19 protein-coding genes are annotated in these 17,348 nt (G+C 64.7%); all 19 read left to right on the top strand.

The features are described 5' to 3' along the window. Positions 1 to 234 precede the first annotated feature (234 nt). Positions 235 to 801 carry a hypothetical protein gene (locus ACWD2L_RS05905; protein ID WP_451187388.1) on the top strand — a complete coding sequence of 189 codons (567 nt, stop codon included), beginning with the start codon at positions 235 to 237 and terminating at the stop codon, positions 799 to 801. A 13-nt stretch (positions 802 to 814) separates the two neighbouring features. Beyond that, positions 815 to 1,177: a hypothetical protein gene (locus ACWD2L_RS05900; RefSeq protein WP_451187385.1), complete on the top strand. Its 363-nt coding sequence runs from the start codon at positions 815 to 817 to the stop codon at positions 1,175 to 1,177. Further along, entirely contained in the window at positions 1,174 to 1,569 is a 396-nt protein-coding gene (locus tag ACWD2L_RS05895; protein WP_451187381.1) for a hypothetical protein, read from the top strand. Before ACWD2L_RS05900 ends, ACWD2L_RS05895 begins: the two co-directional genes overlap by 4 nt. 11 nt (positions 1,570 to 1,580) lie before the next feature. Continuing rightward, positions 1,581 to 2,729, top strand: a complete 1,149-nt coding sequence (locus ACWD2L_RS05890; RefSeq protein WP_451187378.1) for a hypothetical protein — start codon at positions 1,581 to 1,583, stop codon at positions 2,727 to 2,729. 22 nt (positions 2,730 to 2,751) lie between these two features. Then, positions 2,752 to 4,548 (top strand): tail fiber domain-containing protein, encoded by a 1,797-nt coding sequence (locus ACWD2L_RS05885; protein WP_451187375.1) that lies wholly within the window; start codon positions 2,752 to 2,754, stop codon positions 4,546 to 4,548. 1 nt (position 4,549) lies between these two features. Beyond that, entirely contained in the window at positions 4,550 to 4,894 is a 345-nt protein-coding gene (locus ACWD2L_RS05880) for a hypothetical protein (RefSeq protein WP_451187372.1), read from the top strand. A 28-nt stretch (positions 4,895 to 4,922) separates the two neighbouring features. Next, positions 4,923 to 6,374, top strand: coding sequence for a hypothetical protein (locus tag ACWD2L_RS05875; RefSeq protein WP_451187369.1), 1,452 nt, complete (start codon positions 4,923 to 4,925; stop codon positions 6,372 to 6,374). Positions 6,375 to 6,376: 2 nt separating this feature from the next. Next, positions 6,377 to 6,544, top strand: a complete 168-nt coding sequence (locus ACWD2L_RS05870; RefSeq protein ID WP_451187366.1) for a hypothetical protein — start codon at positions 6,377 to 6,379, stop codon at positions 6,542 to 6,544. Further along, positions 6,537 to 8,090, top strand: a complete 1,554-nt coding sequence (locus tag ACWD2L_RS05865) for a phage portal protein (protein ID WP_451187363.1) — start codon at positions 6,537 to 6,539, stop codon at positions 8,088 to 8,090. Before ACWD2L_RS05870 ends, ACWD2L_RS05865 begins: the two co-directional genes overlap by 8 nt. 12 nt (positions 8,091 to 8,102) lie before the next feature. Further along, on the top strand, positions 8,103 to 8,951 hold the full coding sequence (locus tag ACWD2L_RS05860; protein WP_451187360.1) for an HK97 family phage prohead protease: 849 nt from the start codon (positions 8,103 to 8,105) through the stop codon (positions 8,949 to 8,951). Positions 8,952 to 8,980: 29 nt separating this feature from the next. Further along, positions 8,981 to 10,450 carry a phage major capsid protein gene (locus ACWD2L_RS05855; protein ID WP_451187357.1) on the top strand — a complete coding sequence of 490 codons (1,470 nt, stop codon included), beginning with the start codon at positions 8,981 to 8,983 and terminating at the stop codon, positions 10,448 to 10,450. A gap of 61 nt (positions 10,451 to 10,511) precedes the next feature. Further along, complete coding sequence (locus tag ACWD2L_RS05850; protein ID WP_451187354.1) at positions 10,512 to 11,144, top strand: head-tail connector protein; 633 nt, start codon at positions 10,512 to 10,514, stop codon at positions 11,142 to 11,144. Further along, the gene (locus ACWD2L_RS05845) at positions 11,144 to 11,572 is read left to right on the top strand and encodes a hypothetical protein (protein WP_451187351.1); all 429 of its coding nucleotides are present in this window, start codon (positions 11,144 to 11,146) and stop codon (positions 11,570 to 11,572) included. Before ACWD2L_RS05850 ends, ACWD2L_RS05845 begins: the two co-directional genes overlap by 1 nt. 17 nt (positions 11,573 to 11,589) lie before the next feature. Continuing rightward, positions 11,590 to 11,937 (top strand): hypothetical protein, encoded by a 348-nt coding sequence (locus tag ACWD2L_RS05840; RefSeq protein WP_451187348.1) that lies wholly within the window; start codon positions 11,590 to 11,592, stop codon positions 11,935 to 11,937. Positions 11,938 to 11,986: 49 nt separating this feature from the next. Next, complete coding sequence (locus ACWD2L_RS05835; RefSeq protein ID WP_451187345.1) at positions 11,987 to 12,403, top strand: hypothetical protein; 417 nt, start codon at positions 11,987 to 11,989, stop codon at positions 12,401 to 12,403. 3 nt (positions 12,404 to 12,406) lie between these two features. Then, entirely contained in the window at positions 12,407 to 12,859 is a 453-nt protein-coding gene (locus ACWD2L_RS05830) for a hypothetical protein (protein ID WP_451187342.1), read from the top strand. Positions 12,860 to 12,946: 87 nt separating this feature from the next. Beyond that, positions 12,947 to 13,375, top strand: coding sequence for a hypothetical protein (locus ACWD2L_RS05825; RefSeq protein WP_451187340.1), 429 nt, complete (start codon positions 12,947 to 12,949; stop codon positions 13,373 to 13,375). 14 nt (positions 13,376 to 13,389) lie between these two features. Next, positions 13,390 to 13,752: a hypothetical protein gene (locus ACWD2L_RS05820; RefSeq protein WP_451187337.1), complete on the top strand. Its 363-nt coding sequence runs from the start codon at positions 13,390 to 13,392 to the stop codon at positions 13,750 to 13,752. 260 nt (positions 13,753 to 14,012) lie between these two features. Next, entirely contained in the window at positions 14,013 to 17,333 is a 3,321-nt protein-coding gene (locus tag ACWD2L_RS05815) for a transglycosylase SLT domain-containing protein (RefSeq protein WP_451187334.1), read from the top strand. Positions 17,334 to 17,348: the final 15 nt, after the last annotated feature.

Below are 17,348 nucleotides of genomic sequence, written 5' to 3'. Positions count from 1 at the left end.
GTTTTACTGCACACCCCCTCATGGGTGCGGGCATATCGGGCCAGCAGTATGGCCCGATAATGCGCAGGGGATCTGGGATGCCCTACAAGAGCGCCCTATGCCTAGGACGCGTAACTGGTTCCCTCGGGACCATTCGTTGGCCTTGAGGGCGGGCTGTCCACATGGGCAGTCCGTCAAGGAATTGCGGGATGAAGCAGTTGAGAACGGAGTAGTGTAATGGCGTGGACAGCCCCCATGACGGCTGTTGCAGGCAGCGCCTTTACGGCTGCCCAGTTCAACACTTATGTGCGTGACAACCTGTTGGAGACCGCCCCGGCGAAAGCTACTGCCGCGGGACGCTATTTTGTAACTACAGGCGCCAACGCCATTGTGGAACGTATCCCAACTTCCACTTTTCAGGCGAACGTTGGAACGACTACCAGTACCAGTTACACGGCGACCCTCAGCGGCACCCCTGGCACTAACCCCTCGGTTACGGTCACCACTGGCACCACTGCATTCATCTGCCTTAGTGCGCAGATGGATGTCAACTACGATTCCGGGTCCACCGGCACGCTGTGGGCAATGATGAGTTACGCGGTGTCCGGCGCAACCACTATTGCCGCAACAGAAGACACTGGCATCACCTTTCGAAACAACACTGGCGAAGCGGGCCAGGCGGTGCGCAACGGCGCAGGCCACCTGCTAACGGGCCTTACCGCCGGGTCTAACACCTTCACTTTGCAATATAAGACCTCGGCAAGCTCGTCAACGTGTCGAGCATCTTTTCAGCGGCGTGACATTACGGTGCTGCCCCTTTAGGGAAGGAGAAGGTGTGCCAGCAGCGAAGCACAACATCGTCATAGAGCAGGGCGCCACCTTCCCGCTCTACATCACCTGGAAGGATCCGGGAGGCGTCGCGGTCGACCTCACCGGCTATCGGATCCGCATGCAGATCCGCCAATCCCCCTCGGCGGCCGGCACGCTGGTCAGCTTCGATTCCAACGCGCTCGACACGGGCCAGACCATCGGGTCCCTCGAAGAGACGGGTGTCATCGACATCAGGCTTGCGCCGTCCATCACGTCGCTGCTGTCGTTCACTGGTGCCGAGTGGGATCTGACCGCGGAGTCGGCCGGCGGCGTGGTGTCTCGGCTGCTGGAGGGGAAGGCGTCGGTGTCTCCGGCGGTGACCCGGTGAGCGAAGCGCCGATCCTCGTCATCGAGGGCGGCCCTCAACTGTCGGTGTCGACGGACGGCCGGTCCTTGACGCTCGTGCAGCAGCCCCTCGGGCTGTCGGTACAGCAGCCAGCCTCTCCAACAGTGGAGCTGACCTCTCCTGGCCCACAGGGGCCAGAGGGCCCCCAGGGTCCGCAAGGTGCCCCCGGCGCTCCGGGTGGTGCCGCTTACGAGTTCTCCCAGGGTGTGCCCTCGGCGACGTGGGTCATCAACCACAACCTCGGCCGCAAGGTCAACGTCTCGCTGTTCGACGCCACAGGGGCGTTGGTGATCAGCGACGTCGAGCACGGATCCCTCAACCAGGCCACGGTCACGTGGAGTTCGCCGGTCACTGGGTCGGCCTATATTTCGTAAGGAGCGCCCCCGTGGCCATGCAATTCGGTAACGGCATCGACCTCGCTGGACAGCGAGGCATCAACGCCGGCGACCCCTCCACTGGTACGGATCTCGCCAACAAGCAGTACGTGGACGCTCTGGTACGCGGCCTCTCCTGGAAGGCGAGTGTCCGCGCTGCCTCCACCGCTGATGTCACCGTCTCATCGGCTCCGTCGACGCTCGACGGTGTCACCCTGGCCGGCGGCGACCGTGTCCTGCTGAAGAACCAGACGGCGGCCTCCGAGAACGGCATCTACGTCTTCACGGCCGCCGCGAGCGCGCTGACGAGGGCGACCGACGCCGACACGGCTTCGGAGCTGATCGGTGCGACCGTCACGGTCACCGAAGGCTCGACGCTGGCCGACAAGGTGTACCGGCTGCTCACCGACAACGTGACGCTCGGGACGACGTCGCTGTCCTGGACCGAGGTTGGTGGTTCGTCCGCCTCGTACACCGCGGGTGATGGCCTCGCCGAGTCTCCTGCCGGAACGTTCAACGTGAACACCGGCACGGGCCTGGAGGTGTCCTCCGACACCGTACGGATCGCGACGTCGGCCGCGGGCGCTGGCCTCACCGGTGGTGGTGGCTCTGCCCTGGCTATCGCGTCGTCGTCGGCAGGTGCTGGTCTCACCCTCACCGCGGGTGTCTTTGACGTCGTCGGCGATGCGTCGATCACGGTGTCGGCGAACTCGCTCGGCCTGGCCTCTGGGGTCGCCGGCAGCGCCCTGACGCTCACCTCGGGTGTCCTGGACGTGGCCGCGGGCACCGGCCTGGAGGTGTCGTCGGACGCTCTGCGGATCGCCGCGGCGGCGGCCGGCAACGGTCTTACAGGCGGCGGTGGTTCGGCTCTGGCCGTCAACACCGGCACCGGCCTGACCATCACGGCGGATGCGGTGCAGGTCGACTCCACGGTGGTCCGCCAGTACGCCGCTGCGATCGGTGATGGCTCGACGACGAACATCGTCGTCACGCACGGACTGGGCACCCGCGACGTGGACGTGACTGTGCGGAACGCGTCCAGTCCGTACGAGGAGGTCATCGTCGACAACGAGGCCACCTCGACCACGACGGTCACTCTGCGGTTCGCGACGGCGCCCACCTCCAGCCAGTACCGGGTGACCGTCCAGGGCGCCGCCTAATCGCTTACGGAGCGGGACAACCATGCGAGATTTGGGCCTGACGTCGAAGTACGTCAGTGTGAAGGACTTCGGCGCCAAGGGGGACAACTCCACCAACGACTCAGCGGCTTTCACGGCCGCTGTCTCCGGTTCTGCGACGCCGGTGTTTGTGCCCGAGGGCACCTATGTGCTCACGTCGTTCCCGACGGGCCGGTTCTACGGTGTGGGTGTTCTCAAGGTCGGATCTACCACCGTGGCGCTGGACCCGAGCACCGCCCAGCGAGTCAACACCCCGCTGACCGGCGGTATTGGTGACCCCATCCGCCTGAATACGGTGGTGGGTCAGACTGCCGCCGCGTCCCTGACGGCCTCGTCCGGACAGGGCGCGAATGTGGCCGTCGGCCACAACGCACTGACCACCTCTACTAACGGTTCCCGCAACACCGCCCTCGGGTCGGGCACCATGCAGTTCAGTGGCTCGTCCAGCATGAGCAAGAACGTCGCCGTGGGAACCGACGCCCAGTACGCCTCGGTGTGGAACGACTCCAACACCTTCGTTGGGTCCAACGCCGGTAAGTGGACTGGCGACACCGACCCGATGACACACATGCACGACTTCTTCAACGGGTCCGGCTCCGCACAGCTCTACAGCATCGACTCTCGCTGGTCGACGCTGCGCACAGACATCGTGGGGTCGGCTAGCAGCCCCGCTAACCTGCCTTCCGCGTACACGGATAACCAGCAGAACGTCGGCGTGGGTCGGAACACTCTGCTCCACGCCGTGAAGGCCATCGACTCAGTCGCCGTCGGATACAACTCACTGGCACACGGCTACAACGTCACCGGCGCAACGGCCGTTGGGTCCAGTGCCATGCGCGATGGCATCAACGTCGACTTCGCGACAGCTGTCGGCTTTCAATCCCAGCAGCAGAACGCGTCGGGCATCGGCAACACTTCTCTGGGCTACAACGCCCTTCAGGCCAACACCCACTCGCGGTACAACGTGGCGGTCGGCTATTCGGCCATGGAGTCCCTGAACGGCGGCCTCTCGGCCCCCGACACGGGGAACTCGGGTGCTCGCCGGAACGTCGCCATCGGCCCGCAGGCAATGGCGGACTCCACGAGCGGCTCGTTCAATGTCGCCGTCGGGTCAGTCGCTCTCCGCAACTGCACGTCGAGCAACAACATCGCCGTGGGCGGCGCAGCTCTGAATGCGGTCACGTCGGGTACGGCGAACGTCGCCGTCGGCCACTCGGCCCTGGACTCGATCACGACCCAGAGCTACAACACCGCGGTGGGCTTCGAGGCCGGGAAGTACACCAGTGCTTCGGCCGGCACACCCTCGACTGGCAGCGGCTCGAACACCACCCGCTCGTATGCCACGGCCATCGGTTACCGGGCACCGATCATCGGTGACAGCGTGGTCCAGCTCGGCACCGCTACAGCCGACCTCCGTTGCTACGACACCAGCATCAGCGGAACGTCCGACCTCCGCGACAAGACGGACGTACGCGACGCAACCCTCGGCTTGGACTTCGTAAATCGCGTGCGGCCCGTCGAGTACAGGTGGGACTACCGGATCGCCTACGAACAAGAGGGCGTTCCGCGTGACGGCCGCTTCAAGGGCAAGCGGTACCACACAGGGGTCATAGCCCAAGAGATCAAGCAGTTGATCGATGAGACCGGCCAGGATTTCGGCGGATACAAGGACACCAAAGTCAACGGCGGTGAGGACGTCCTCGCGATGAACTATGCCGAGTTCGTCGGGCCTCTAATCAAGGCGGTGCAGGAGCTGTCCGCCCGCGTGGTCGACCTTGAGTCCCAGATCGCAGGGGGCTGACGTGTCTGACGAGATGGAGTACTTCGCTCCACGCGAGAACCTCGAAGAGGTTGTCCGCAAGGGCGACCACCGCGACTCCCTCATCGCGATGCGCGACTTCGTGGCGCATGAACTCGAAGGCAACCGGTGCAAGACCTGCTTCATGTCGCAGATGCGCACCGGCGAACTGTCCGCGCTCGTCCTCCGGCTCCAGAAGCTCGTCGAGGACATCGAGGCGATCCCCGATCCGAACGCAGAGGGCGAGGTGGACGACCTTGAGAAGCTCCGGAAGTCCAAGCTTGCTCGGGCACCAAAGGCCGAGGATCTGCCACGTTCCCCCTACGGGCGTTTCGACTCTGGGTCGTGAGGCCGTAGACCTTGCAGCCCTGGCCGGTTTGGAGCTGGACCCCTGGCAGGCATGGGTGTTGGAGAGTGCCTGCGCTCAGCGCAATGAGACGTACCTCAACCCCTTCACCAAGGAGTGGGAGAGGATGTGGGCCGCCAGAGATGTCGGCCTGGTGGTAGCGAGACAAAACGGCAAAGGATCGATCTTGGAGGCCCGCCAGTTGGCGGGCCTCTTCCTTTTCGGCGAGAAGACCATCATTCACTCCGCCCAGGACTTCGCGACCTCGGGCGAGCACTTCCGCCGCATCGCCTCCCTCATCCAGGACACCCCGCTGCTCAACAAAGAGCTGAAGGGTGCTTACGAGGCGAACGGCAAGGAGCGCATCGAGCTGAAGAACGGCGCACGCCTCCTCTTTAAGACGAGGACGAAGAAGCTGGGCCGTGGCTTCAGCCCTCAACTCGTTGTCCTCGACGAGGCGATGTTCCTCGACGAGGAGTCGATGATGGCGCTGCGGCCGACGCTGTCGGCTCAGCCGAACCCGCAGATCTGGTACACCGGGTCGGCGGGCCTGGAGGATGCGCACGAGTTCGGCCGCGTCCGGAACCGCGCCCTGAACGCCCTGGCCGCCGGCGACCTCGACCCGTACCTGTTCTTCGCCGAGTGGTCGGCGGATACCTGCACCGACTTCTGTCTGCCTACGTGCGACGAGCACGACAGCCTCGACGACGAAGAGGTGTGGGCGAAGGCGAATCCGGGCTACGGGATCCGCATTTCCCGCGACACGGTCGCCAACGAGCGTCGGGCGATGTCGGAGGAGGCCTTCAAGGTTGAGCGACTGTCGGTCGGCCGTTGGCCTGTCGAGGGCGACGCCTGGGCCATCATCGACGAGGCGTCTTGGAAGGCCTCCGAGGACGCCGAGTCGGCGATCCTCATGGGCGGCAAGAAGAACATCTGGACCCTCGCGGTCGACGTCTCCCCCGACCGAAAGTGGTCGTGCATCACCGCGGCCGGCATCAACGACGAGGGCCTGATTCACGTCGAGGTCACTGGCCGCGGCGAGGGCCCTTACCCGGAGGACTACCGGCAGGGCACGGACTGGGTTGTGTCCCGGATCCGCGAGCTGTGGACGTCTCTGAAGCCGAACGCCGTCGTCATCGACAACAAAGGCCAGGCCTCCTCCTTCATTGAGGAGCTGGAGGGCTTCGGCATTACGGTGCTTTCGCCGAACACCAACGAATACGCCGTCGCGTGCGGCGAGTTCCATGTTGGCGTTGTCCCCCGCCGCGGCGAGGTTCGCAAGATTGCGCACATCGGCCAGATGGCATTGAACCAGGCTGTGGCCGCCGCTGATAAGCGGGATTTGGCTGAGAAGTGGGCCTGGGACAAGAAGAACGCACGATCTGACATCTCCCCGCTCGTGAGCGCCACGATCGCCGCATGGGGATACCGCAAGCTGCTCAACGAGCAGCCTGCGTCCGCCCCTTGGGTTTTCAGGAGGTAGATGTGACGAGGAATTGGGCGCTGCTCGCGCTCCTCCTCTTCCTACTCATGGCGACCGCCGGCGCCGTCTGGCAATTCGGCCCCTACGGACTCTACGGCGGCGCTTTCGTTGGCGCCCTCGCCCTCACGTTCATCGAAATAGAGAAGAAGGGAGGCGAAGACGATGCCTAACCTCTGGTCGACCATATTCGGTCGCGGCAGGGAGCAGCGGGCCGATCCGAACCTCTCGATGGAGCAGTGGGCGAACTACTTCAACTTCAACGGGGTCAACTACCCGGTCCGCTACGGCAGCGGTGCCACTGGCACCCGCGAGGTCATCGGTAACGACTTCACCGGCTACGTGCAGGGCGCCTTCAAGAGCAACGCCATCGTCTACGCCTGCTGTGTCGCCCGGCAGATGGTGTTCTGCGAGGCCCGCTTCCAGTGGCAGCCCCTCAAGGGTGGCCGTCCCCAGCAGAACCTGTTCGGGACGAAGGAACTGGAGATCCTGGAGAAGCCCTGGACGAACGGCACGACCGGCGATCTCCTCGCCCGCGCCATCCAGGACGTCGACATGGCCGGCAACCACTACGTGGTTCGCGAAGGCAACCGCCTGCGACGGCTCCGCCCCGATTGGGTCGAGATCGTCCTGAGCAAGGACCCCACCCTCGCCGTGCAGTCCGACATCGTCGGCTACATCTACAAGCCGGGGAACACCGAGGACCGCTCCAAGTGGGGCATCTACCCGGTCACCGGTGAGAACGGGAAGGTCGCCCACTGGGCGCCCGTTCCCGACCCTGAAGCGCAGTACCGCGGCATCTCGTGGATCACCCCGGTCGTCCGGGAGATCACGGCAGACATCGCCGCGACCCGACACAAGGGGAAGTTCTTCGAGAACGCGGCGACCCCGTCGATGGCGGTGTCCTTCAAGGAGACGGTCACCCAAGAGCAGTTCAAGGAGTTCGTCCAGGCCCTCGACGAGGCCCACGTCGGCGTCGACAACGCGTACAGCCCCCTCTACCTGGGTGGCGGCGCCGACGTCACCCCGCTGACCCACGATTTCGCTCAGCTCGACTTCAAGAAGACGCAGGGTGCCGGCGAGACACGTATCGCTGCGGCGGCCGGTGTCCACCCGGTGGTGGTCGGCCTGTCCGAGGGCATGCAGGGCTCGTCACTGAACGCGGGCAACTTCAAGGCGGCTCGGGAGGCGTTCGCGGACATGCGGATGCGGCCGATGTGGCGTTCGATCGCGGCGGCATACAGCGTGCTGGTGCCGAAGCCGTCGAGCAAGTTCCCCGACAGCGGCTCGGGTGACGTCCGCCTTTGGTACGACGACCGAGACATCTCCTTCCTTCAGGACGACGCCTCGACCAGGGTCAAGGTCTTCAACGAGAAGGCATCGGCCATGACGAAGCTGATCCAGGACGGCTACACGCCGGAGTCGATCGTCGAGGCGACCGAGAAGGAAGACATCAGCCTTCTGAAGCACACCGGCCTGTTCAGCGTGCAGCTTCAGCCGCCTCTTCCGCAGGGTGCTGCCGCCGCCGGCGTGGACGCCAAGGGCAACCCGCCGAAGCAGAACCCGAACCAGAATCCAGCAACGGCCAAGGGGCGCCCCGCGGGCGGCCAGAACGGCAAGCCGGCCGGCAACGTCACTGGTGCGAAGCCGACCCCGCTCCAGAACCAGCAGAAGGCCGCTGCCGCGAAGAAGGCCGCGCCCAAGAAGCCGACCACGTAGGGAGGTCATGCGATGACGAAGAAGAATCCACTCGACGGCTTCCTGTCCAGGACGGTCGACTTCACTCTGGAAGAGCGCAGCGACGGCGAGGGCGCCGGCCGGCGCCTGTCCGGCTACGCCGCAGTCTTCAATGCCGACACCCGGATCCGCTCCTGGGAGGGCGAGTTCGATGAGCGGATCGCCCCCGGGGCGTTCAAGAAGACCCTGGCCGAGCGAAAGCCGGTCATGCAGTTCGATCACGGGCGGGACAGCCGCTTCGGGTCGCTGCCGATCGGCAACTTCACCGACATCCGCGAGGACGAGCGCGGTCTGCGTGTCGAAGGCGACCTTTTCGACCATGCAGAACCGATTCGCCAGGCCATCGCGTCCGGCGCCGTTTCCGGCATGTCCTTCAAGTTTGGTGTCGTCCGCGAGGCGTGGGCCGACAAGGACGGCAAGGAGATCACCTCGAAGCGAGAGCTTCAGGATCTGCTGTGGGGCGACGGCCGCGACGTCAACGGCGACCAGCGGGGACCGCTTCAGCGGACTATCACCGAGGTGAAGCTGATGGAGGCCGGCCCTGTCGTCTTCCCCGCCTACGCACAGACCAGCGTCGGTGTGCGCTCTGCCGCCGAGATGCTGGACGAGGAGGGTCTGACGGAGGACGACGTCATGAAGTACGTCGGCCGCGGCCTTCCCGATGAGACTTCCGCCCCCGACGGGGAGCGGACCAGCGAGGACGTCACCTCCGAGCAGCCCGACGGGGCCACGGACGCCGACGAATCCCGCGAAGAGAGTCCTGACGACGCCGCCCAGGCGGGCACCTCGACAGGCATGTCCCAAGCGGCCCGGGAGCGCTGGATGGCGCTCAACGAGCTGTAAGCAAAACCCACAACTGAATAAGGAAGACAGTGAAGACTCTCGAAGAGATGCGTGCCCGCCTGGAAGAGGTCAAGGCCTCCCTGCGGTCCATGCACGAGGAGGCCGGCGACGCCGCCCTCGACGAGGAGCGCCAGGGCGAGTGGGACACCCTCGCCGACGAGCGTTCCACCCTTCTGAAGGACATCGAGCGCGCCGAGGCCCGCATCGCCACGGTCGCCGAGCTGGGCGAGGCGAAGGTCACCGAGCGTGGCACCGACACCGGCGCCCCCGCCTTCATCAAGAAGAAGACCGACGCTGAGGTCTTCGACCTGGGCGAGCTGCGTGCCATGTCTTACTCCGGCGACGACTTCCTGGAGCGGGTCACCGACAACGCCAAGCACGCCATCGAGCGCGCCGCGTACGGCACCCGCCGCAAGGAGGACGCGCAGGAGCGCGCCATGGAGCTGCTGGAGACCGTGGACAACGGTTCCCGCGAGCTGGCCAAGCGCATGCTGCTCACCGGCTCCAGCGACTACGAGCGCGGCTTCACCAAGGTGCTGCGCCACGGCAACGACGCCTTCTGCACCACCGAGGAGCGCCAGGCCCTCATGCGTGCCGCCCAGGCTCTGGGCGGCGACGGCAACGGCGGCTACGCGGTCCCGTTCCAGCTCGACCCCACGGTCATGCTGACCTCGGCCGGTGTCGTCAACCCGATCCGCGAACTCGCGCGGGTCGAGACGATCGTCGGCAAGGAGTGGCAGGGCGTCACGTCCGCCGGTACCACGGTCGCGCGTGCGGCTGAAGCGGCTGCGGCCACGGCGTCCAACTTCACCCTCGCCCAGCCGACCCTGCGCACGAACCGCGTCCAGGGCTACACGGTGTTCTCGATGGAAATCGACCTGAGCTGGAGCGCGCTCCGCTCGGAGATCACCCGCATGCTGGTCGACGCCAAGGCGCAGGAGGAGAACTCCTTCATCACCGGCGATGGCACCGGCACCAACCCGGGCGGTGTCGTCGGTTCCGCGGACATCACCTCCGGCCAGGAGGTGCTCGCCGGCGGCGACCTCGCCTTCGGTGTCGCGGACCTCTACAAGGTGGAGGAAGCGCTCGACGCCCGCTGGGAGGGCAACGCCTCCTGGCTCGCGCACAAGTCGGTCTACAACAAGATCCGCCAGTTCGCGACGGACGGCGCCTCCGGGTCGATGAACAACCTGTTCGTCGAGTCCCTCACGCAGGGCACCCCGCGTCGCCTCCTGGACTACCCGACCTACCGCTCGACGGCGATGAACTCGATCACCACCGCCCTGGCTGGGGACAACCTCCCCTTCATCGCCTTCGGTGACTTCAAGCAGTTCCTCATCGTCGACCGCATCGGCATGACCGTCGAGATGGTTCCGACCGTCGTCAACGGCTCCGGTATGCCCACCGGTCAGCGCGGCGTGTACGCGGTCTGGATGAACAACTCCAAGATCCTGATCCCGGAGGCGTTCCGCTACCTGGTCTCCAACGACACCGCCTGATCTATCCGCTAGTTGAGGGCCCAGGCTCCGGCCGGGGCCCTCTCCTCATGAGAGGGATCAGATGGCGCTCGGTGATCTCTACCTTGAACTCGCTGAGATCAAGGACTACTTGCACATCAAGTCCGCGAAGTTGGACAACGACGAAACCCTCACGGATGCGATCACCTCGGCAAGTAGGGAAATCGAGCGCATCTGCAACAGGCAGTTCAACAAGGTCGACACGGCAAGCCCCAGGCTCTACGCGGCGACCACCCAGCGAGGCAACCGCCTCCTGGTCGACGACTTCTACACCCTTGACGATCTCGTGGTCGAGCACGACCCGACGGGCCTCGGGGACTGGGTGGCGATCCCGGACACCCACTACGAGGTGTCGCCGTTCAACGGTGTCGTCGACGGTCTTCCCGGCTGGCCCTACTGGGTCATCCACATCGACTTCTGGCCGACGTTCTGTACCGGCCGCCGTGCACGCTTCCGGGTCACCGCGAAGTGGGGCTGGGAGAGTGTGCCGGCCGATGTGCGGCAGGCCTGCATGATGCTCGCCGCGGACACCTTCCAGATGAAGGACTCCCCGTACGGCGTCATGTCCGACCAGTACGGTGTCACGCTCCGCCCGTCGGGCCCGGTCTCCGGCCTCGGCACTCAGGCGCGCCTGAAGCTGTCCCGGTACACCCGCACACGTCTGCTGGTGGCCTGATGAGCAGCCTCGGGAAGATCCGCGAGGCTCTGGCCGAGGTCGTCGAGACCGGCGTCCAGGAAGAGATCCACGTCTACCAGAACATCCCGGATGTCCTTCAGTTCCCGGCGGTGATCATCCGGCCGGACAGTGCTGACTTCGCTGGCGCGATGAACCGCGGGGATGACGTCTGGAAGCTTGACCTCTTCATCATCGTCGGCCGCGTCGATACCACCGACGCCTCTGAACGGCTCGACGAGTTCGCGGGCGGTTCCGGTCTCAGTTCGATCAGGTCGGCCATCGAGGACAACTACTCACTCGGCCTGGACGACACCTCGTGCTTCGTGCGCGGTGTGAAGGGCTATGGCGGTGGCTTCGAGACCGCCAAGACGCGCCATGTCGGCGCAATTCTCAAGGTTGAGGTCCACACCGATGGATCTCAGATCTAAGAAAGGAAGCCGCCTTCATGGCTGCCCTCGTCACCAGGAAGCTCGTTGACGCCGGCACGGCGCCGACGTTCGGAAATTCCTCGGCCAGTGACACCGCCGAGTGCGGTAACGGTAAGAACACTTTCGTCGTCTACAAGAACACCGGTGAGTCTGACGCTGTCGTGACGATCGTCGTCCCCGGTAACACCACCTACGGCCAGCCGGAGCCTGACCCGGCGATCACGGTTCCGGCAGACACCGGTGAGGTTTGGGTGCCGCTCCGCAAGGAGTACGTCGACTCCGGCACTGCCGGTGTCGGTCGCTGCACTATCACTGCAACGAACTCTGGCGCGACTCTCCAGGTCGCGGTCGTCCAGGTCGGCTGACCTCGTAGCAGCCCACAACTGAACAACAACTAAATAAGGGAAAAGCCAAATGGCGAAGCTTGTTCTCAGGGACTGCTTCATCGAGGTCGACGGCACGAACTTTTCGAGCCACGTCTCCTCGGTCGAGGTGGAACTGAAGAAGGACGAGATCAACACCACCAACTTTGGCGGTGACGGCCGCGAGCGTGCGGCGGGTCTCAAGGACGATATGTTCACCATCACCTTCCAGCAGGACTTTGCGGCCGGCGCTGTCGACGCAGTCCTGTACCCGCTGTGGGACCTGGAGACCGAGTTCATCGTGAAGGTCCGCCCGACCTCTGCGGCGATCTCGGCGAACAACCCGGAGTACAGCGCGACTTGCATCATGCTCGACTACCAGCCGGTCTCCGGCAAGGTCGGCGAGCTGTCCGACACCAAGGTCAAGCTCAACGCCCAGCGGTCGGGCATCGCTCGGGCCACCTCCTGATAGGTGGCTAAGGAAGTCATCATCTTCGGCCCTGAGTGGAAGAAGGCTGTTGCCGAACTACTCAAGGCCGAAGTTGAACTACCTGACCAGATCAAGAAGGACATCAAAGAGATAGCTGACCGCAAGGCGGAGGAAGCCCGGAACAAGATCCGGTCCTTCCCGACCCATGGCGCGAAGCACACCGGCCTGCGCGAGCAGGTCGCACAGGGTGTCAACGTCTCCAACGACGGCAACGGCGTGAAGATCACCGCCGGTATGGACGATCCGGAGAAGCGCAACATCCCGATGGCCTTCGACCGCCCTGAGGGCTGGAAGCACCCTTTGTTTGGAAACCGGCACCACTGGTTTCGGAACATGGGTGGCTCCTGGTTTGCAGAAACGTTTGAGCACGCAGAGGACGACTTCGAGCGGCGTCTTACGGAGACGCTCGAACGGCAGGCACGCAACATCGCCTGACAACTGACTGGATCGGACGGGGTGTTCGCGGGTGCCCCCGTCCGGTCCTTGAACCCGCAATCCCGCAGCACAGAAGGACAACTGAATATGAGCACCGAGAACACCCCTGTCGAGGACGAGTTCATCGATGACCCGTTCGACCTTTGGTCGATCGAGGACCGTGAAACCGTCGTGGTCGCCGTCCCGATGTGGAACGGCCGCAAGGTCCGCCTGCGGGTCATGAGCGCCGCCGAGCGCGACTCGTTCGAGGCGTCGACCGTCGACATGCGCAAGGGCAAGCAGCGGCCCAACATCGCCAACCTCCGCGCCCGCCTGGTCGCCCGCTGCGTCGTCAACAAAGACGGCGAGCTGGTGTTCCAGTCCGGTGACGTCGCCCGCCTCGGCCAGAAGTCCGCGAGGGCCCTCGACTTCCTGTTCCAGAAGTGCCAGGAGATCAACGGCTTCACCGAGGCCGACATCGAGGAGCTGGCCGAGGATTTCGACGAGACTACCGACTCGGATTCCAGCACCGACTAGCGGTAGCTCTCGGCATGACGGTCAAGCAGTTGATGGCCGAGATGGACTCTCGCGAATACGCCCGTTGGATCGCTTTCGAGATGACCAACGGGCCCATCGGTGGGGTTGCGTCACAGCAGGAAGTCCTTTCGGGCGTCCACGAACAGCTCCAGCTCATCGCCTACTTGATCAGCCAGGCCAACTTTACGAACGAGGACAAGCCCGAGGGTCCCGTTCCGAGGCCTCAGCGTTTCCCGCGCCCGACGGATCCGCGTTCCGACGATGCGCCGGACATGGAGCTGGATTTCAGCGAGGAGTGGATTCCCCCTTCGGAGTCGTCCTGTCCTCCTGATTGTCGGTGCAACGGCGGTGACAGGAAGCCGACTTTGCACTTCTAACAACTGAATAGCGGAAAGGGCGACAGATGGCCACCATCACCAGCCTGACGTTCGAGATCTTTTCCAGGTATGACGGTGGTGGCCTTCGCCAGGCGCGTCGGGACATCGACGACTTCAACAACAGCACCAACCGGAACACGAACGCCCTGAACTCTTGGTCTGGGCGTCTCGTTCTGGCCACGCAGGCTGCTGTGGCTTTCGGTCCTTCGCTGATCCCGATCGGTGCTGCGGCCATCACCGCTGGTGCTGGCCTCACGACGATGGCTGGTACGGCCGGCGTCGCCCTTGGCGTCTACGGCCTCGCGATGAAGAACGCCGTCACCGAGGCGCAGAAGTTCGCCGACGAGGGCAAGACGCTGACGGCCTCCCAGTCGGCCTTCATCGCCTCGCTGGACAGGGCAAAGACCGCTGTCAGCACGTTTGGTAGCAGCTTCAAGAGTGAGACCCTCACTGCTGCGTCGGCGGCGCTTAACGGTGTCACGAACATCATGCACCGGCTTGAGCCAGTCGCTCGGGCCATCGCTCCTGAAATCACCAAGGTGGCCCAGGAGTTCGAGAAGTGGACCAAGTCGTCCAGCCTCAAGGAGTACATCCAGCTCATCCAGGCCAACGCGGTGCCGGCCATCCAGAAGTTCATCGACATCGGCAAGGACGTCGGCCGTGTCCTGGGTGACGCCTTCAAGGCCTTCCTGCCCGTCGGGCAGAACGTTCTCGACGTCATCAAGAAGGGCGCCGACGAGCTGCGGAAGTGGGCCGACGGCGGTGGTTTCCAGCGGTTTCTTGCCTACGTCACCGCGAGCAGCGGGCCCGTAAACCAGTTCTTCAAGGCCCTCGGCGACGCCCTGCGGAACGTAGGCGTGGCGATGAGAGGTCTCGGCGAGCCCTCGCTGAAGGTCGCCACAGCGTTGCTGCAAATGGTCGCGGCGCTTCCGCCGGGAGTCATCCAGGCGATGGCCGTCGGCTTCGTCATCTTCCGAACTGCCGTACAGGGCGCGGCGATTGCGTCCACGGCGTTCGCCGTCGGCAGTCGGGCCGTTGCTCTCGGAATGGCTCTGTGGTCGGCAGCCCAGAGCGTGCTGCTCGGCATCATGATCGCCTTCGACGTCGCCCTCCTGCCGGCGCTCGGGATTATGGCGCTGATCGTCGTGGCCATCGCCGCGATCGGCTTCGGCATCTACGAGCTGGTCACGCACTGGTCGGCGGTCTGGAACGCGCTCAAGACCGCGACGGTCAACGTCTGGCACGCGCTTCAGACGGCGTGGCACTCCACCGTGAGTGGACTGACCACCGCTTGGAACGCCGTCTCGGGTGCCCTGGTTGCGGCCTGGCACGCGGTCTGGAACGGGCTCAGGGCGGCCTTCAACGCCGTCGTGACCTTCCTGGGCTCCCGGTGGGGGTGGCTGATCGCCATCTTCGGCCCCATCGGCTGGCTCATCGCGATAGCGGCTCATTGGAAGCAGGTCTGGGGCGCGATCAAGGTCACCGCCGAGGCGGTGTGGAACGCCCTGAGGACGGCGTGGACCGCGACCGTCAACGCGCTCCGTACGGCTTGGAATGCTGCCAGCAACGCGCTCCGTACGGCCTGGAACGCCGTCTGGAACTCGCTCCGTACAGGAGCCACAGCCGTTTGGAACGCGCTCAGGACTGGCTGGCAGGCAGTGGTCACCACGTTCCGGACGGTGTGGACGACGGTCGGTAACGCGCTCCGTACGGCGTGGCAGACGGTCTGGAACGCCATGCGGACGGTGGCTCAGGCCGTTTGGAACGCCCTGCGCGCCGCCTGGCAGACCTTCCTCAACACAATCCGCACAGCCTGGAACACGATCTCTGCCGCCCTGCGTACGGCTTGGCAGACCTTCTGGAACGCCCTCCGAACCGCCGCCCAAACGGTCTGGAACGCCGTCCGAACGGCTTGGCGGACGTTCCTCAACGCCATCCGGACCACTTGGAACACGGTCTCTGCCGCTCTGAAGGCTGCTTGGACCACGTTCTGGAACGCGCTCAAGACGGGCGCTCAGGCGGTCTGGGACGCCATGAAGACGGCGTGGAACGCGTTCACCACGGCCGTCAACGACCTGTGGAACAAGGCTGCGGCGACCCTGAAGAAGGCGTGGGAAGACGCCTGGAACGCGATGAAGTCGACCGCCAGCACCATCTGGGATCAGATCAAGAAGGTCATCTCCGATGCGGTCAACAAGTGCATCGACATCGTCAACGGCCTGATCGGGGCCTGGAATGCGGTGGCCGGCGCCGTCCACCTGCCCACCATCGGCAAGGTCGGACACGTCGGCTTCGCCGAGGGTGGCGTCGCCGGCGAGGCGAAAGGTTTCGCCACTGGTGGCGTCCTGCCGGGTTACTCCCCCGGGACGGACAACATCAACGCGATCCTGTCTCCCGGCGAGGGCATCCTCGTTCCTGAGGCTGTCGCTTCGCTGGGTTCCGACTGGGTCCACAACGCGAACCACTACTTCTCGAACGGTCGCGCCGGATACTCAAGCGGCAGCTTCTCCAGCCGTTTCGGCGAGGGTGGCATCAACGGCCGTATGGCCTTCGCTTCTGGCGGCATTGTGAAGTTCGCCGGCGGCGGCGATGTGCCGAACCCGACTGGCGGCATGGCCGGAGAGGCCAACCCGAACAAGCCCTCCAGTGGTGGCTCTGGCGGCTCCGCCGGCATGGGCGGCGACGCCAAGAAGTACGAGAAGTCCGGAACGACCAACTCCGACAACCCGCTCAGCGGTCTCATCGGCAAGGCCGTCGGCATCGGGAAGGGCATGTTCGGGCTTCCGGACATCGCGTCGGTGACTGCCGCGTTCATGAAGTGGATCAACGCGGCCCGGAGCCTGTCCGGCTTCATCTCGCCTGTCGGTGGCGCCCTCGGCGGCGTCGGCACGAAGATGCTGAAGACGATCGTCGACAAGATCAAGTCGATGATTCAGGCGGCTATGGCTGCCGCCGCGAAGGCCTTGGGCGGGGCTGGCGGCACCAAGGTGTCCGGCAAGGTCGGCAACCTTCGCGGCGTCGTCATCCAGGCCCTGAAGAACGCCGGCTACCCGGTCACCGAGGGCAACATCGCGGCGATGCTGCAACGCATCCAGATCGAGTCCGGCGGCAACCCTAACGCCATCAACAACTGGGACATCAACGCCAAGAACGGCACGCCCAGTATCGGTCTCGCTCAGGTCATCGGCCCGACGTTCGCCGCCTACGGGTCCGGCAACATCTATGACCCGGTCGACAACGTCACCGCCTCGCTGAACTACATCAAAGCAAGGTACGGCGGCAGGATTCCGACCGGTAAGGGCGGCTACGCCATCGGCACACCCGGCGCCACCAGGGGCTGGGCGATGGTCGGCGAGCAGGGTCCGGAGATGATCAATTTCCGTGGCGGAGAGTCCGTCACGAACAACAGTGACCTGGTACGCGCGATCGGTTCCGGCAGCGGTGGGGGCCCTGTCCACATCGATATGCCGATCCATGTCGCCGGCAACCTCGACAAGGCGGCTGTCGAGAAGCTCGACACCGAGGTACTCCCGAAGCTGCGGCTGATGCTCAGCAAGGGGACAGGGGCCCGACTGACCTGATAACTAAATAGGGAG

The organism is Streptomyces sp. NPDC002754 (assembly GCF_053592315.1).
The sequence above is the reverse complement of the archived record's forward strand: the minus strand, read 5'-3'. Positions and strand labels throughout refer to the sequence as shown.

Excerpts from the sequence above, each read along its gene's own strand:
- ACWD2L_RS05905 (WP_451187388.1), top strand. The coding sequence starts at position 235 with ATGACGGCTGTTGCAGGCAGCGCCTTTACGGCTGCCCAGTTCAACACT.
- ACWD2L_RS05885 (WP_451187375.1), top strand. The coding sequence starts at position 2,752 with ATGCGAGATTTGGGCCTGACGTCGAAGTACGTCAGTGTGAAGGACTTC.
- ACWD2L_RS05865 (WP_451187363.1), top strand. The coding sequence starts at position 6,537 with ATGCCTAACCTCTGGTCGACCATATTCGGTCGCGGCAGGGAGCAGCGG.
- ACWD2L_RS05860 (WP_451187360.1), top strand. The coding sequence starts at position 8,103 with ATGACGAAGAAGAATCCACTCGACGGCTTCCTGTCCAGGACGGTCGAC.
- ACWD2L_RS05850 (WP_451187354.1), top strand. The coding sequence starts at position 10,512 with ATGGCGCTCGGTGATCTCTACCTTGAACTCGCTGAGATCAAGGACTAC.
- ACWD2L_RS05845 (WP_451187351.1), top strand. The coding sequence starts at position 11,144 with ATGAGCAGCCTCGGGAAGATCCGCGAGGCTCTGGCCGAGGTCGTCGAG.
- ACWD2L_RS05840 (WP_451187348.1), top strand. The coding sequence starts at position 11,590 with ATGGCTGCCCTCGTCACCAGGAAGCTCGTTGACGCCGGCACGGCGCCG.
- ACWD2L_RS05835 (WP_451187345.1), top strand. The coding sequence starts at position 11,987 with ATGGCGAAGCTTGTTCTCAGGGACTGCTTCATCGAGGTCGACGGCACG.
- ACWD2L_RS05825 (WP_451187340.1), top strand. The coding sequence starts at position 12,947 with ATGAGCACCGAGAACACCCCTGTCGAGGACGAGTTCATCGATGACCCG.
- ACWD2L_RS05820 (WP_451187337.1), top strand. The coding sequence starts at position 13,390 with ATGACGGTCAAGCAGTTGATGGCCGAGATGGACTCTCGCGAATACGCC.
- ACWD2L_RS05815 (WP_451187334.1), top strand. The coding sequence starts at position 14,013 with ATGGCTGGTACGGCCGGCGTCGCCCTTGGCGTCTACGGCCTCGCGATG.